Below are 14,171 nucleotides of genomic sequence, written 5' to 3'. Positions count from 1 at the left end.
GGATTAACAGCATGAGGATTATACCAAAAAATACAAATGTTAAAATGGAATTTTTCAAGGGAATCGATCTGCTGGATGTGCTGGTGCTGGCGGCGGGAGGCTGTCTGTCAACCGCACTTCTCCTATCGGATCTTCCCTTTCATCTCTTCTTTTTCTGTATAGCAATTGTCCTGACTGTGGCTCTTGTCATGCCGCTGGATGATGAGAAAGTCTACATGAGTATCTATTATGGTCTCAAGTATCTGGCGAGATATAAGGTATTTGGAGAACAGGATCAGGCAGCGGAGGAAGAAGAGGAAAAACCGTCGGAGGAGACGGAGCAGACAGAGGACGAAGAGAACGAGGAAACACAAAAAAAGAAGAGAAAAATCGGAAAGAGAAAGAAACGTGCAGGAGTTGCGGGAGGAGCGACAAAGAAATCGGCAAAGAAAGCGAAAAAACGCAAAGAAAAGCCGGCTCCGACTGTGAAAGAAATCACTCCGTTTACGGGAATCAACGGGGAGTTCATTGAGTACGGAAAGGCATATTCGGCGGTGGTGTTAGAGATTCCGTCTGTGGAATTCCGTTTCATGACGGCATCGAAGCAGAATGCGATGATTGATCGAATGTTCAGCTCCGTGCTCCGGACTCTGACGATGAGTGAGAACGCGTCCCTCGTCAAGCTGGACCGTCCGGTCATTTACGATGAGTATGTGCGGTCTGAGGAGAAAAAGAAGAACGATTTAAAAGAGGCATACTTAAATGGACTTCTTGACGATGAGGAGCTGACAAAGAGAATCGGAATCATTGAAGACCGAATTGCAATGATTAAACGTTTCAACACGGAAGACAAGGTTTACATTCCGTTTCATTATCTGGTCTTTTATCACAAAGACCGGGATATGCTCAAGGAACAGATTGAAAACGCCAGCAAGGTTTTCTCCAATTACGATATGAAGTGTCATCAGCTCAAGGGAGTTGAACTTGCCATTTTCCTGAAATATAATTATTCGCAGAATTTCAATGAGAGAGAGGCTTATCGCCTGAAACCGGAGGAGTACTTAGATTGGATTCTTCCGAAAAAGATTACCTTCACTCCGCGAACAGTGACATACGATCATCTAATCACCCACAATCTGAAGATCAGCCGTTATCCGACGATGGTCTCAAATGCGTGGGGACACAAGATCTTTAATATGCCGAGCACGCGTGCAGTCATGATGCTTCGGCCGATGGACCGCTATAAGAGCATCCGGAAGATCGACCGGGCGATCGAGGAACTTCAGGAACAGGCAAATCACACGGCGAAAGCCAGCCGAATCATGGAATTGTCGACCCACTTGGATACTCTGAGTGAGGTGCTCAAACGCCTTCAGGGAGACAATGAGACGCTCTTCTCCGTGGATATTTATCTGACCGCCTATGATTATGAATACAGTCAGGAGTTAGAAAAGTACCGTGTCGATAAGAGCGCGGCAAAGACGGGACTGAATCGGAAAAAGCCGATGCCGAAACTCAAAAAGCAGCTTCGTCAGGCGCTCTCCGAGGATGGATTCCGCCTGAATGATATGTTTATGCAGCAGTTTGAGGCGTACACCTCGGCGATGGTTTCCGCAAATGATGCGCTCAGCAATTCGGCTCAGGGAATCCACTCAAGTTCCGTTGCAGCGGTCTTTCCGTTTGTCTACAAGCATCTGATGGACAAGGATGGCATCTACATCGGAAATTCCGGAGGAATTCCGGCGTTTGTCAACTTCTTCCAGAGAGACAGCGAGCGTGTCAACAGCAACATGGTTATCATCGGAAAGTCCGGTTCCGGTAAGTCTTATGCGACGAAGACGATCCTGAGTCATCTCGCCGCAGAGAACAGCAAGATCTTCATTCTGGATCCGGAGAACGAGTATCAGAAGATGGCAGAGAATCTCGACGGAAAGATCATCGATGTCGGAACTGCATCACAGGGACGACTCAATCCGTTCCATATCATCACGAGTCTGACGGATGAGGAGGATGACGAGGAGGAGGCGGAGAACAACAGCCTGAATGTGCATCTTCAGTTTCTGGAGGAGTTTTACCGCCAGATTCTCCCGGGAATCGATTCAGATGCTCTGGAGTATTTAAACAACATCACGATCCGTCTCTACGAAGAGAAGGGAATTGATTCAAGCACCGATTTAAGCCAGCTGACACCGGCGGATTATCCGATCTTTGATGATCTGTATGAGAAGATTCTTGGCGATTTCCAGTCGGCGAGCGGAGATTACAGCAAGAAAAACCTTCGTGTGCTCTTAAACTACATTTCCAAGTTTGCGACCGGAGGACGAAATTCCAGTCTCTGGAACGGTGAGGCTTCGATCTCGACGAACGAGAACTTTATCGTGTTCAACTTCCAGTCCCTGCTTGCGAACAAGAACAACATGATTGCAAATGCGCAGATGCTCCTGGTACTGAAGTGGCTGGATAATGAGATCATCAAGAACCGTGATTATAACTTAAAGTATCATGCAAACCGCAAGATCATCGTGGTAATCGATGAGGCTCATGTCTTCATCGACAGCAAGTACCCGATTGCTCTGGACTTTATGTACCAGCTTGCAAAACGTATTCGTAAGTACAACGGAATGCAGATCGTTATCACGCAGAATATCAAGGATTTCGTGGGAACGGAGGAGCTTGCGAGAAAGTCCACGGCAATCATCAATGCGAGCCAGTACTCCTTTATTTTCCCGCTCTCTCCGAACGATATGCATGATCTGGTCCGCCTTTATGAAAAAGCGGGCGCGATCAATGAGAGTGAGCAGGAGGACATCGTCAACAACGGACGAGGCAGAGCATTCTTGATTACCGCTCCGCAGGAACGTTGTTGTGTGGATATTGTGGCAGGAGAGGACATTGAGCGGATGTTCACCATGTAATCCTGATTTAGAGAAAGTGGAGGACAGATATGATACCATACGGAAAATGGGGCATGAGTGTGCTGATGACGGGACTTCTTGTAATCTCGGCGACGGGATGTCAGAAGAAGGACGATATCAGCAGGATTCAGGGCGCCGGGGAATTAAAGGTTGCCCTTTGCGAGGAGGATGAAGCTGGTCAGGCGCTCTGTGACAGGGTGGCAAACCGTCTTGGCGTCACACTCACCTATGTGAATGTGGAGCCGGGAGAGGACGGGATCCAGCTTGTAGAGAACAATCAGGCAGACCTGGCAGTCGGCGGGATTGTGACGGGAAAGGAACTGGATCAGGGACTTTCCATGTCAGAACCCTATCTTCAGGAAAACTGGTATGTTGTGACGGCGCGAGGAGATTACTCGGACAGCATCGAGGCCTTTCGGGGCCGGATGCTTGCAGTGACGCATGCAGTGCCGGATGACGCCTTCAACTGGACGAAGGAAGCCTCCGATGTGAATTTCGTCGGAGTCAGCGCTGAGAAAGCGCAGAGTGCGATTGTCCAGGGTGCTCTTCAGGGCTATGTGTGTCTGGAGGATGAGGCCTTGAGTCTTGCAGATGCATCCTCAGCGGTGCAGATGCAGGATCTTGTCGGAAGCGAACCCCTGTCGTATGCGATGGTGACGAGAGCCGCGGACAGAAGACTGGGGCTTGTCATTGCAGAACAGATTGGACAGATGGCAAAAGAGTCCGAGCAGCAGTAACCTGCACAGCCTCTAAAAAATGCGGACACTAAAGATGCGGATAAGAGCATAAAAAGACGAAAAAAGAAACAGTCAGAGGGAAGGGGAGGATTGGATGGCCTATTTTGACAGTGCCAAGAACAGGGCGCTCTGGTCGAAGGAGCTTTCCGCCCTGAAAGAGGAAAAAGTGTACCGGGAAAAGTACGGATACACGCCGGAAGCGGGCGGTAAGACACATCAGCCCGATAATCCACACAGAGTTCGCATCACTTACGCCCAGCTTGAGCGGGAGGAGGCACTTTCCAGAGGCGAACAGTATTTAAAGTCGATGGATGAGAAACGCGAACAGTGGAAGAAACAGAGAGAGGCGGAGTACCAGAAAGAACAAATGGCCCAGAAAGAACGCGGGGCCGGATTGGAACGATAGCGATGAACAGAGAGATTCGGTATAGGACAGTCAGTTTTTTGGTGGGGCTTTTGATGACAGTCGGGGGCGCACACCTCAAAGCGGTGTATGCGATGGAGGAACCTGCCGGAGTTACGCCGGATATGCTCCGCTCAATGGGACTTCCGGATGATTCAGATCTTTCGGGTTCCATTGATCCGGATGAAAATTTTGATTCTGATTTCTCCGGTGAGATCGGAGACGATCAGGGAGAAGTCACTGCACAGGAGCTAAAACTCTCGGATGTGGAAGTCGTAAAAGACCCGGATGGAAACGGATTCCGCTATCTGCTTCCGGGGGATACCTGGTTTTCCAGCAGCGTTCCGGTTGGAGCGGTTGCGACGAAAACCGTCTCTTTGGAGTTATCGGAGGATGTCTATACCTTTCGCGTTGAGCGGGATGGAAAGTATCTTGAACCATCGGAAAAAATGAGTTTTTCCGAACCTGGAAACTATGAGCTGACTTTGCAGACGGGAGACATTCAGGATGAAAAACTCCCGGTCTTCTATGAGCTGCCGATCAGTTTTCAGATTTGTGAGACTTCGACAAATCAGCTCTCGGAGGTTGAGATTCCTTACGGATTTGAGGCAGCCGAGATTACCTGCAATGGAAAACAGAAAACAGAAAGCACCAGCCTCATTCTTCTTGATGAGGATGGAGAATGGAACATGAAATTTATCTCGAAGACGGATCCGCAGGCGGTCTATTCGCTGAAATTTGAGCTGGATCGCGAGGCGCCGGAGCTTCAGTTTTCAAAGCCGATTGATCAGGGACCGGTGAAACCGCCGTTAAAGATCTCGGCACTTGAGGAGGACTGTGAGATTCTGGTGCAGAATGGATCAGAGTTGGCACCTCTTACCGGAGGGGCGCTGACAAGCGGAGGAGCCTATCGGGTGATTGCGAGAGACTCCAAGGGAAATGAGCGCAGTTACAGCGTTCAGATGCGTTACGAGATATTCCGGCTGACATTAGGGAAGATTATAATATTTGCAGTGCTGGTTGCGGGACTGGGCGGATATCTGCTCTATCTGCGCCGGCATATGCAGATTTTATAATAAATAAAACAGGGGTGGGATACCCAGAGAGGAGAAAATCCAATGAATATGAATCTTATCTTATTGACAGCAAGCACCACCGCTGCAGCAAGTAGCCCGTTTGGTGCGGTTGCAGATCCGATCATCAAATTGATCGACTCCGCTGTCACTCCGGCAATCTTGCTGGTGGCAGCACTCGGCGCAATCTATTGTGTTATGCTCGGTGCAAAGCTTGCAAAGGCAGAGGAGCCGCAGGATCAGCAGAAGGCAAAACAGGCACTGAAAAATGCGATTATCGGTTTCGTCCTGATCTTTGTTCTGCTTGTAGCACTGAAGATTGGTGTAAGCCAGATGACAACCTGGTATACCAACAGTATACCAACAGCTAAATAGTAAAAATTTATGTTTTAGCTTCATTTGTCAAGGGGCTGCGGTGGACATCTGTTCCGCGGCAGTCCCTTTGCTATTTGCACAGGCAAAGAAAAAGCCTGCGATTGCGAAGATTCAAAGTTTCAAAGTCTTAAGATTGCGAATGAAAAAAGAAAAAATGAGAAAAGAACAGAAGGAGGATGAGGGCAGATGAAAATGGGTAGACGAATTTTGACGATGACGCTTGTCATGAGCATGACGCTTTTGACGGCCTGTTCCCCCATCCTGAAGAGTTTTGATCCGGATAACGTGCAGTTGAGTTACCGGGTCCCCGAAAAACGAGAACAGAAGACACCGGACATGGAGATCGAGACGCAGATGATGAAGATGATTGCGCAGGTGAATCGTGACAAGTACGATGCAGTAGACGGAACAGATGCCTACTACCTGCTTCCGACAGGAACGCCCCTGCCGGAAGGATTGGTCGATTTTCAGTCTTTGGGCTTTTTAGATGATAAAACAACCTGTTATGCCTATCAGGCGCTGTACGCCTTGGATGATGGGAGTGGGCTTGGCGGGATGCCGGAGCAGGGAACGGCAGGTCCGATGGAGGATGTGAAGGAAGCAGCAGATCATATTCACCAGATGGTCACGGTCCTGATGAAGTACAACACAGAGACGAGGGAGTATAAAGTCCTCTATCACAAGATCGAGGATGTGGTCGTCAGCTACGTGGTGACGGAGGATGATTCGGACACGACGGCGAAGCGTCTGAGAGTCAGCAAGGCGTCGGAACTTCCGGAAGGAAAAAGGTGACGGACAAGCTCACAAGCGAGGAGATCGAGGCGCTTCCTCTCTGCGAGAAGATTTACACCCAGATTCTGGGAAACGGCTCTTTCTTATTCTATCATGACGGCTACGGTTACACATTTGCGAATAAGGGAGAGGAGGCTACGTCCCACTGCCTGAGAAACTATCTCGAGAGAATCACCTATCTGTACGGTCCGAGCGGTTATTATAACAAATATGCAAATGAAAACCTCAACGGCAGTGATCGGCCGTGGGAGAGATCGGGAGATGTCTACACGATTTCCGATATCACGGTGGATGAGAATGGATATTTCTACATCCGCCTCTGCATCACGAAGAAAGAGGTCAATATCCGCGGCGGAATCGATCTCTCCAAAATGCCGGACCCGGAGAATGATATGACGCAGATCTACTGCCGGGTGTTCAGCATAGATGTGGGAGAGGACTTTGCAGTTGAGAACAGTCAGGTGAGTGACGAGACTGCGAACTATTTTGTGAGCGAGAATCAGAACTATCAGAATGCCGTCAATGAATGGATGAGCGTGGATGGTCAGGTGATTTCTTTTGGTGAGGGGAAGCCCTCAGAGAAGCAGATCGCCGAGAGAGTGGGAACGGCAGAAGCGTTAAAAAATAAGTATAAAGATACGTTTGGCGTGTTTGTCTTTAATAAGAGCAGTTTTCCTGTCCATCTGTATGTCGGAAGGACAAAGACCGAAAAAAATGAGGTGAAGGCATATGGAATTCCGCTCGATCCGGAGCTGCTCAGACTCTATATTCAGCAGGGCGATAAACATACCGGTGCGCTCAAATCCCTGAATACATTTTTCGTGGGATTTTATTCCGGACAGCAGGAGAGCACCGGAAAAGCAAATACGATCGGACAGATGGGAACAAATGCATTTGCCTTTGAAAACAATGTTATGCCGGCGATGCCGACGGTGGTGCAGGATGAGGTGGAGAGAACTTTTACTGTGGAGTACACGGAGACGGAAACAGACGATGAGGGAAATGAAGTAAGCCGGACAAGAACGGAAGAGCGTACAGAGACGGCTTTCTTTGTCAAGGAAGTCCGGACTTCTTTCCCGAAGGCGACGAATGTTCTTTTCAGCAAGGAGACGGTAAACGACTGCTCCCTTGCACCGAGCTCAAGAGAAGGTGTCGTCGAGTACACGCAGAATCAGTATGACATCAGAAATGGCAAGCTGAATGTCACGGAGACGGAAATTTTGTGGAAGGCAAAGGCAAGCCAGTTCAGCTGGTCGGATGATCTGATCAAAATCTTGAGAAATCTGGTGGCGACAGTCATTCCGGATCGCGCAAAGAAGATCCTGATGCTCGAGTCGGATACCCAGAAGACTTCCTCCCCTCTGCTTTTGATGACCGGAGAGAACGGCATCTATTATGGAAATCCCTCTGCGATGATGGGAAGTGTGACGATGCGCGGAATTCCGTATGAGGAGATGACGACAAGTACCGAGAGCCTTGGTTCAGATTTCTACTACGATCCGGTGCGGGCAGCGTATATGATAAAGAATCAGAAAGAGTGGCTTTATCTGGCAAGTCCGGCCGAGGGAATTTTAAAGATCAATCTTGGACTTGGAGATGCAAAGAATTCTCTGAGCACGACAGCGGAAAAGGCGGGAAGAGTTTCCAAAATCTATCCGTATCCCTGTTTTGGAATTCATACGGATGAGTCGGGGAATGCGTTCCGGGTGATCGCGTTCCAGACAGATGAGTACTCCTACGATGACATTGATCAGTTTCGGGCAAAAGTTTACCAGGTTCCTCTTGACGATGCACAGGCACAGCTCAACCAGATGTCGTTTGTATTTGATTTAAACGATCGCCTGCAGAGACAATTTATGAATGAGGTCTTTGACAACAAGGATTTGAGTGCAGCGGGCTCGGTATTTTCACGCACGCTGAGGAACATGGGAATTCAGGATGTGAGCGCAGATCACGTAAAGAGTTATCTGGCTTATTTGAGAGACATCGTGAACCGGAAGATCGAGGCGCGCAGGCAGATAGGAACCATCACGGGAATCATGAATCTGGAAACGGAGAATGCTTTTCCGCGATATGCATTTGAGCAGTACAATACGATCCTGAAAGAATTGAAAACCGATCAGGATGTGGAAAAATTCTTTTTGCTGATTGGAGTGGCGAAAAATACGTTTGAGGGAGTCGCCAAGAACCAGCAGGAGCTGGTGCAGGATTTAAAAGCCCAGGTTGCGAGGAGCGCTTCAAGCCAGTCGGGCGGATCTGCGGTGTCTCAGATATCGAAGATCATCTGGCCGGATTTTACGAACAAGAATTTTGAGGAAACTTACTCCAGATTCAAAACGCTCCAAAATTCGAGCATGCGCCTGCGGGATATCGATTTCTCGGGAATGAACTGCACCGATGAGCAGGAACAAAATATGAAAAAGGGCAAGGAGACGCAGACTTATTACTGGATTTATCTGAATCTGAGCAAGAACCGGGAGGAAGTGGAAAAGATTGCCGCTTACATCTCTGCGGATCAGGATATTCAAAAACGCATTCTCGAGGATGATCAGAAAGTGTGGGATGAGATCTATACGGACTGCGGACTCAGCAGGGACGAGATTGAGAACCGGGTAAAAACGGAGAATCCAAAGCTGGTTTCCGTGATCGATTATGAGGCAGCGATCAGGGAGCGGGCAAAAGAATGGAGGAGTGCGCGCGCATTGCTTCTGACACTTCAGGGGATGAATGACGGCGAGGCGGAGAAGAGGACGTTCTTTTCCAGACTTTTGAGCAAAGATCTGGCGATGCAGGAGAAAGAGTGCAAGAGTGGCACGATGGTGGAGTCCCTGATTCTCTCGCTGTGTCGTGATTGGCCAAGCTCTGATGAAATCAGCGGAAAATCGGATTATGATCTTGTGAAATTCCTGCAGGAGCGAAATGGATATACCGAGCGCACCTGGAAGCGGGAGATGGATGAGCTTGCGGAAGATCTGAGTCTGGACTGTTCGCTCACCGGATACTCAAACCGTGGGAACTATGCGGTGCGGAAGATGGCGGATCAGATGGAAGATAATGTTTATGATGCGAAGGAACATCCAAGTGCGATCAAGAATCCGGGTCAGCTGATTTTGGAGAGTATGAAAGAATCCGGGGATCAGACTCCATGGACGAGCAAGGAATGGCAGTTCCAGCTTGTAAATGCCGGAATTCCTGCAAATTCCACGGAACCACGTCTGAGTGAGTACAGTCTGTATCTGAAAAAGGAAGTTCAGGATCGTGAGAATGTAAAGACGGAACTGGAAACGCTTGCCGGGGTGAAAGTGCCGGAAAACAGAAATATAGAAGAGCAATACGATTCCTGCAATACGGTTGATGATATCGAAACGCTCCTTGCCGGTCTCTACGTCGAGCGGCCGGAGATGAAGCAGTATTACACGGGAGGCAAAGAGAGTCAGGGAGAACCGCAGGCCCAGAAGTCTCAGGAGACAAAAACTGCATTGACGATCGATGACATGGTGAAAAAGATGAGGACGCAGAGCGGTCTCACTGAAGATCAGTGGACGAAAAAGATGGAGACTTTGCTTGCACAGATGGAGATCAAAGTCAGTGCCAGTGACTTCTTTGAGTATGAAGAGAACCTGAATGAAAAGAAGAATCTGCAGCTGATGCTTGAGCGGAGACAGAAGCGGGCACAGGCGATAAAAGATTATAATCTGATCACAAAGGCATATCCGCTTGCATACAGTCTTTACAATCGCGATCTCTCCTATCAGGCGTTTGAAAAGGAAGTTGAAATTGATGAGACTTCAAAAATGCTTAGGATAGAGCCGGAGATCGATGCTCTTGGAAAGCTGGTTCTGGAAAATGAGTATATCTGGGATTATTTGCTGATGAATGGTCCTATGGCGCAAGATTTTTGGAAGAGTTCTTACCGGGAAGTGGGGGATCAGAGAAACGCTGACTATATCCGGATAGGAATGAGTGTATTTCCGCCTGCACTCAAGGATTATCAGACATTCTGTGCGCGAAAGGTTGCCGAGTGGAGTAAGGAGAAGAAGAAACTTTTTGAAATCCTGGAAGTGTCGGAGGCGGATATCAAGGACAAAGATGCATTTTATGAACAGGTGATGAAAAAAGCATTGGAACGGAGGGAAAAACAATGAGAAGAATGAGAAAGCAGACAGCGATTCTTTTACTCACGGGTGGATTGCTTATGACAACCGGATCCATGCCGGTGTTTGCGCAGACTACCACGATCACTGCCGGGGCATCGCGCTCCGACAGTGGAAGCGGACAGTCTTCCACGGGGGGAAGCAGCACGGGAACAGGCTGGAAACAGAGTGGGGGAGGCTGGATTTATTATCTTTCTGACGGAACCCCGCAGCAGGGAGGATTCACTCCGGATGGCTATCTCGTGGACGGAAATGGAAGCTGGAGCCAGAGAAGCGGAGTGATTTTGGAGGAAAGTGTCTCCTACCCGGACTGCTTTGTGCCGGCATCCCAGATGAGAGGCTGGGGCGATATGCGGGCAGATCTCGAGCGCGTGGGAAAGCGGATCCAGACAGCCCTCGGAAATGCGAGATCGATTCAGCTCGATGATGAGAGCATCAGTTACTACCGCACAACCGCCCAGAACACCCAGAGTTCTCTGTATTATCAGAATACGCAGAATACCACGACTCTTCTTCTTTCCCTGTATCAGGATTCGAGAACGGATGGTTACCAGCTTCGGGTTTCCACGAATCTCGGAAACCGGAAGAATGGAGTGTCGAGGGCGAGTACCTATGATTATGCGATGTTTTATCTGATGCTTGCGAAAATCAGCCATGTGCCGGAACAGCTTGCGGATGCGATTTACGGAAGCTGGCAGGGGAATAATCCATATGGGCTGACAGAAAAGGGAGAGGTCCAGGTCGGAGATGTCTTCCTCTCACTGCACGTGGAGAACGGAGCGGGTGTCTACATGATACGAAGTGCATGGCAGTGATAGACTTGAGATTTGATGACAGTGGAAAGCAAAGAAACTTGAGGGAAAGAAGCCTGAGGAAAAGAAATCTGAGGGAAAGAAAACTGGGCGGAATTTTGAACCCATGAAGAGGTTGAGAGAAGGAGGACCGGGGATGAATGCCGAAAAGGATGACAGAAAAAGCCTTGCGATCATGGCGGAACTGGAAAATTATGAGAGGGTTGTGGAATTCATAGGGGGAGAACTGAAGAACTGCGGCTGTGACGAAAAGACGTCTGTCCGCATTCAGACGGCAGTGGAAGAGATTTTTGTCAATATTGCAAGCTACGCCTATGAACCTGACCGGGGGGAGACGGAAATCCGGTTTTGGACGAAGACAGATCCGGACCAGATCTGGGTTCAGTTCTGCGATCACGGAAAGCAATTCAATCCGCTTGAACGCCCGGATCCGGATCTGAAGCTGGACCTTGAAGAACGGCAGGCAGGTGGCCTTGGGATTTTCATGGTCAAGGAATTCATGGATGAGGTCACTTATGTATACAAGGACAAAACAAATATTCTGTCATTTGGAATCTCTTACACAAAGAAGGCTTGAGTTCAAATCTGAATCATAAATTTCATATCATCCGGAACCGCTGCCGTGAACGACAGCGGTTTTTGTGTGATCGGATGACAGAAGGAGAGCTTCCAGGAGTGGAGACATTGTCTGCCGATCAGATGAAAATCCGGATGGTAGAGAAAATCACCGGGTAATGGGTGATGGGCGTATTTCATGTGGACACGGATCTGGTGTGTGCGCCCGGTGTCCAGGGTGAGCCGGGCGACAGAAAGATCGAATTCCGGCAGGTAGGAGAGCTGTTCAAAATGGGTGCGGGCGGACTCGCCGCGCCCAAAATCTACTTCTCTTGCAATCACGGAATCGCAGACGCGGGCGATCGGCGCATCAATGAGGCCGGAGACGAGAACCGTGCCCTCCGGTGTTTTTTCTTCTTTTGCTGAGACAGTGATGCCTTTTGGGGCGTCTTTTAAGAGATCGGCGAGGTTGCCGCAGCAGCCGGCAAGGTACGTCCGGTGAATCTCACGATTTCGGATCATCTCGGAGAGAATACAGCTGCTGAGGGAATTTTTTGCAAAAATCAGCAGGCCGCTGGTGTCCCGGTCGAGGCGGTTGACAATCCGGCAGGTGAATGGTTCTCCCCTTTGGGCAAAGTACCAGGCAACTCCGTTTGCGAGGGAATCTGAGAAATGTCCCTGAGACGGATGGATTGAGACACCGGGAGCCTTATTGATCACCATCAGATCCTCATCTTCGAACAGGATATCAAGATCCATCGGGACCGGGACGACGTTGCTGTCGGCAGTCTCTTCCGGGAGTGTGACAGTCAAAGTCTCGTCGCCTTTCAGGCAATGCGTGATATAAACTTTCTGCCCATCGATGCAAAGACCGTCAGAGAGAAGTTTTACGCGGATGATCAGCCGCCTTGAAAATCCTTTCTCAAGGAGAAGTTCCTCGACGGTCTGTCCTGCCTTTGTACAGGAAAAAAGAAATGTTCGTCTATTCATATCAAGAAAAAGCCTTTCTTTAATTTTTCAATTTCGTATTCGCAACAGTTTCGTGTATTCATATTTGCCCATTTTTATCCTGGTTTTATCTTATCATAGCAGAATAACCGCAGAATAGCCAGAATACGTTGTGATAACGCAGTGAATTTGTTTTCACAGATTTATTTGGCTTGGACTTAGCTTATTTGGTTCAGACTCTCGGAAAGGAATCGAAGACGATGAAAATTCAGACGGGTCTTTGTGCGGTGATGGCAGGTGTGACGATTGGATTTGCAATCTGGGGGGCGCAGGGGATGGAGGGATGGTGCCCGGCTCAGCGTTACACACCAATCCTTTTCACGACACCGAAGACAGTGGCGCAAGCTGATGTAAATATGAATACAGATACAGTTCCCAATCCTTCGGATCCGCTTTTCCTCCATTCGCTCTCCGCGGTTCTTCTCGACGGGGGCAGCGGGAGAGTGCTCTATGGGAAGGATGCGGACACTCCGCGCCCGATGGCGAGCACAACAAAGATTATGACCTGCATCTTAGCACTTGAACAGGGAAAACTCTCGGATTTCTGTGAAATCTCCGCAAATGCCTCGTCCCAGCCGAAAGTCCGTCTCGGCGTCCATGCAGGCCAGCAGTTTCTTCTCGAGGATCTTCTTTACTCTCTGATGCTTGAGTCCCATAATGACTCGGCAGTGGCGATCGCGGAGCATCTTGCTGGGAGTGTGGAAGCATTTGCACAGAAAATGAACCGGAAAGCGAAATCGATCGGCTGTGAAAATACGTTTTTTGTGACTCCGAACGGGCTTGATGCGATGGGAACTGATGCGGACGGAAATCAGCATGTGCACAGTACAACGGCGTCAGATCTTGCGCGGATTCTGCGCTACTGCATCGTGGAGTCACCGAAGCGGGAAGAGTTTTTGAAGATCACGAGGAGTGCGAGCAAAACATTCACAGATCAGTCGGGAAAGAGTTCGTATTACTGTGCGAACCACAATGCCTTTCTTCAGATGATGGACGGTGTACTGACCGGGAAAACCGGATTTACCGGGGGAGCCGGATACTGTTATGTCTCGGCGCTCGAGAGTGAGGGGAGGATGTTTGTTCTGGCTCTGCTTGGCTGCGGATGGCCTCCGCACCGCACATGGAAGTGGGAGGATGCGAGAATGCTTTTTTCATATGGAAAACAGAATTTTTTCTATCAGGACTGCTATCAGCCGTTTGAGAGATGCCAGATCCCGGTCAGGGGTTCCGAGAAGGGAAAAGTGGTGACCGTGGATACGGACACGGGAGAGGAAGAAAAAACGCTGTATCTCTTGCTTCAGGAGGGCGAAAAGGTGATCCGTGAGGTCAAGATCCCGGAAATTCTTGATGCTCCGGTCAGGCGTGGAG

11 protein-coding genes are annotated in these 14,171 nt (G+C 49.2%); 10 read left to right on the top strand and 1 reads right to left on the bottom strand.

Annotated features, from left to right (window positions below):
- Window positions 1–11: 11 nt before the first annotated feature.
- The 9 genes from ACR0QE_RS09525 to ACR0QE_RS09485 all read left to right on the top strand — a co-directional run bounded on the left by ACR0QE_RS09525 (window position 12) and on the right by ACR0QE_RS09485 (window position 11,817).
- Window positions 12–2,894 (top strand): VirB4 family type IV secretion system protein, encoded by a 2,883-nt coding sequence (locus tag ACR0QE_RS09525; RefSeq protein ID WP_432628123.1) that lies wholly within the window; start codon window positions 12–14, stop codon window positions 2,892–2,894.
- A 29-nt stretch (window positions 2,895–2,923) separates the two neighbouring features.
- Entirely contained in the window at window positions 2,924–3,631 is a 708-nt protein-coding gene (locus ACR0QE_RS09520; RefSeq protein ID WP_432628122.1) for a transporter substrate-binding domain-containing protein, read from the top strand.
- Between the two features lie 94 nt (window positions 3,632–3,725).
- The gene (locus ACR0QE_RS09515; RefSeq protein ID WP_432628121.1) at window positions 3,726–4,037 is read left to right on the top strand and encodes a hypothetical protein; all 312 of its coding nucleotides are present in this window, start codon (window positions 3,726–3,728) and stop codon (window positions 4,035–4,037) included.
- A gap of 2 nt (window positions 4,038–4,039) precedes the next feature.
- Window positions 4,040–5,110, top strand: coding sequence for a hypothetical protein (locus ACR0QE_RS09510; protein ID WP_432628120.1), 1,071 nt, complete (start codon window positions 4,040–4,042; stop codon window positions 5,108–5,110).
- Between the two features lie 42 nt (window positions 5,111–5,152).
- Window positions 5,153–5,482 (top strand): Mbov_0395 family pilin-like conjugal transfer protein, encoded by a 330-nt coding sequence (locus ACR0QE_RS09505; protein WP_432628118.1) that lies wholly within the window; start codon window positions 5,153–5,155, stop codon window positions 5,480–5,482.
- Between the two features lie 186 nt (window positions 5,483–5,668).
- Complete coding sequence (locus tag ACR0QE_RS09500) at window positions 5,669–6,274, top strand: hypothetical protein (protein ID WP_432628117.1); 606 nt, start codon at window positions 5,669–5,671, stop codon at window positions 6,272–6,274.
- Window positions 6,271–10,419, top strand: coding sequence for a hypothetical protein (locus ACR0QE_RS09495; RefSeq protein WP_432628116.1), 4,149 nt, complete (start codon window positions 6,271–6,273; stop codon window positions 10,417–10,419). Before ACR0QE_RS09500 ends, ACR0QE_RS09495 begins: the two co-directional genes overlap by 4 nt.
- Complete coding sequence (locus tag ACR0QE_RS09490) at window positions 10,416–11,243, top strand: hypothetical protein (RefSeq protein WP_432628115.1); 828 nt, start codon at window positions 10,416–10,418, stop codon at window positions 11,241–11,243. The genes ACR0QE_RS09495 and ACR0QE_RS09490 overlap by 4 nt, the downstream gene beginning before the upstream one ends.
- 133 nt (window positions 11,244–11,376) lie before the next feature.
- Window positions 11,377–11,817 carry an ATP-binding protein gene (locus ACR0QE_RS09485; protein WP_432628114.1) on the top strand — a complete coding sequence of 147 codons (441 nt, stop codon included), beginning with the start codon at window positions 11,377–11,379 and terminating at the stop codon, window positions 11,815–11,817.
- 2 nt (window positions 11,818–11,819) lie between these two features.
- Here the strand turns inward: ACR0QE_RS09485 and ACR0QE_RS09480 are convergent, their stop codons facing one another.
- Entirely contained in the window at window positions 11,820–12,785 is a 966-nt protein-coding gene (locus ACR0QE_RS09480) for an RluA family pseudouridine synthase (protein ID WP_432628113.1), read from the bottom strand.
- 218 nt (window positions 12,786–13,003) lie between these two features.
- Here ACR0QE_RS09480 and ACR0QE_RS09475 point away from each other — a divergent pair.
- Window positions 13,004–14,171, top strand: a 1,168-nt coding sequence (locus ACR0QE_RS09475; protein ID WP_432628112.1) for a D-alanyl-D-alanine carboxypeptidase family protein, incomplete at its 3' end; no start/stop codon positions are given.

This window comes from Brotaphodocola sp. (assembly GCF_050873065.1).
GTDB lineage: Bacteria > Bacillota > Clostridia > Lachnospirales > Lachnospiraceae > Brotaphodocola.
This window is presented reverse-complemented; position numbering and strand designations above follow the sequence as displayed.

Excerpts from the sequence above, each read along its gene's own strand:
- ACR0QE_RS09510 (WP_432628120.1), top strand. The coding sequence starts at position 4,040 with ATGAACAGAGAGATTCGGTATAGGACAGTCAGTTTTTTGGTGGGGCTT.
- ACR0QE_RS09515 (WP_432628121.1), top strand. The coding sequence starts at position 3,726 with ATGGCCTATTTTGACAGTGCCAAGAACAGGGCGCTCTGGTCGAAGGAG.
- ACR0QE_RS09490 (WP_432628115.1), top strand. The coding sequence starts at position 10,416 with ATGAGAAGAATGAGAAAGCAGACAGCGATTCTTTTACTCACGGGTGGA.
- ACR0QE_RS09520 (WP_432628122.1), top strand. The coding sequence starts at position 2,924 with ATGATACCATACGGAAAATGGGGCATGAGTGTGCTGATGACGGGACTT.
- ACR0QE_RS09525 (WP_432628123.1), top strand. The coding sequence starts at position 12 with ATGAGGATTATACCAAAAAATACAAATGTTAAAATGGAATTTTTCAAG.
- ACR0QE_RS09485 (WP_432628114.1), top strand. The coding sequence starts at position 11,377 with ATGAATGCCGAAAAGGATGACAGAAAAAGCCTTGCGATCATGGCGGAA.
- ACR0QE_RS09480 (WP_432628113.1), bottom strand. The coding sequence starts at position 12,785 with ATGAATAGACGAACATTTCTTTTTTCCTGTACAAAGGCAGGACAGACC.
- ACR0QE_RS09505 (WP_432628118.1), top strand. The coding sequence starts at position 5,153 with ATGAATATGAATCTTATCTTATTGACAGCAAGCACCACCGCTGCAGCA.
- ACR0QE_RS09500 (WP_432628117.1), top strand. The coding sequence starts at position 5,669 with ATGAAAATGGGTAGACGAATTTTGACGATGACGCTTGTCATGAGCATG.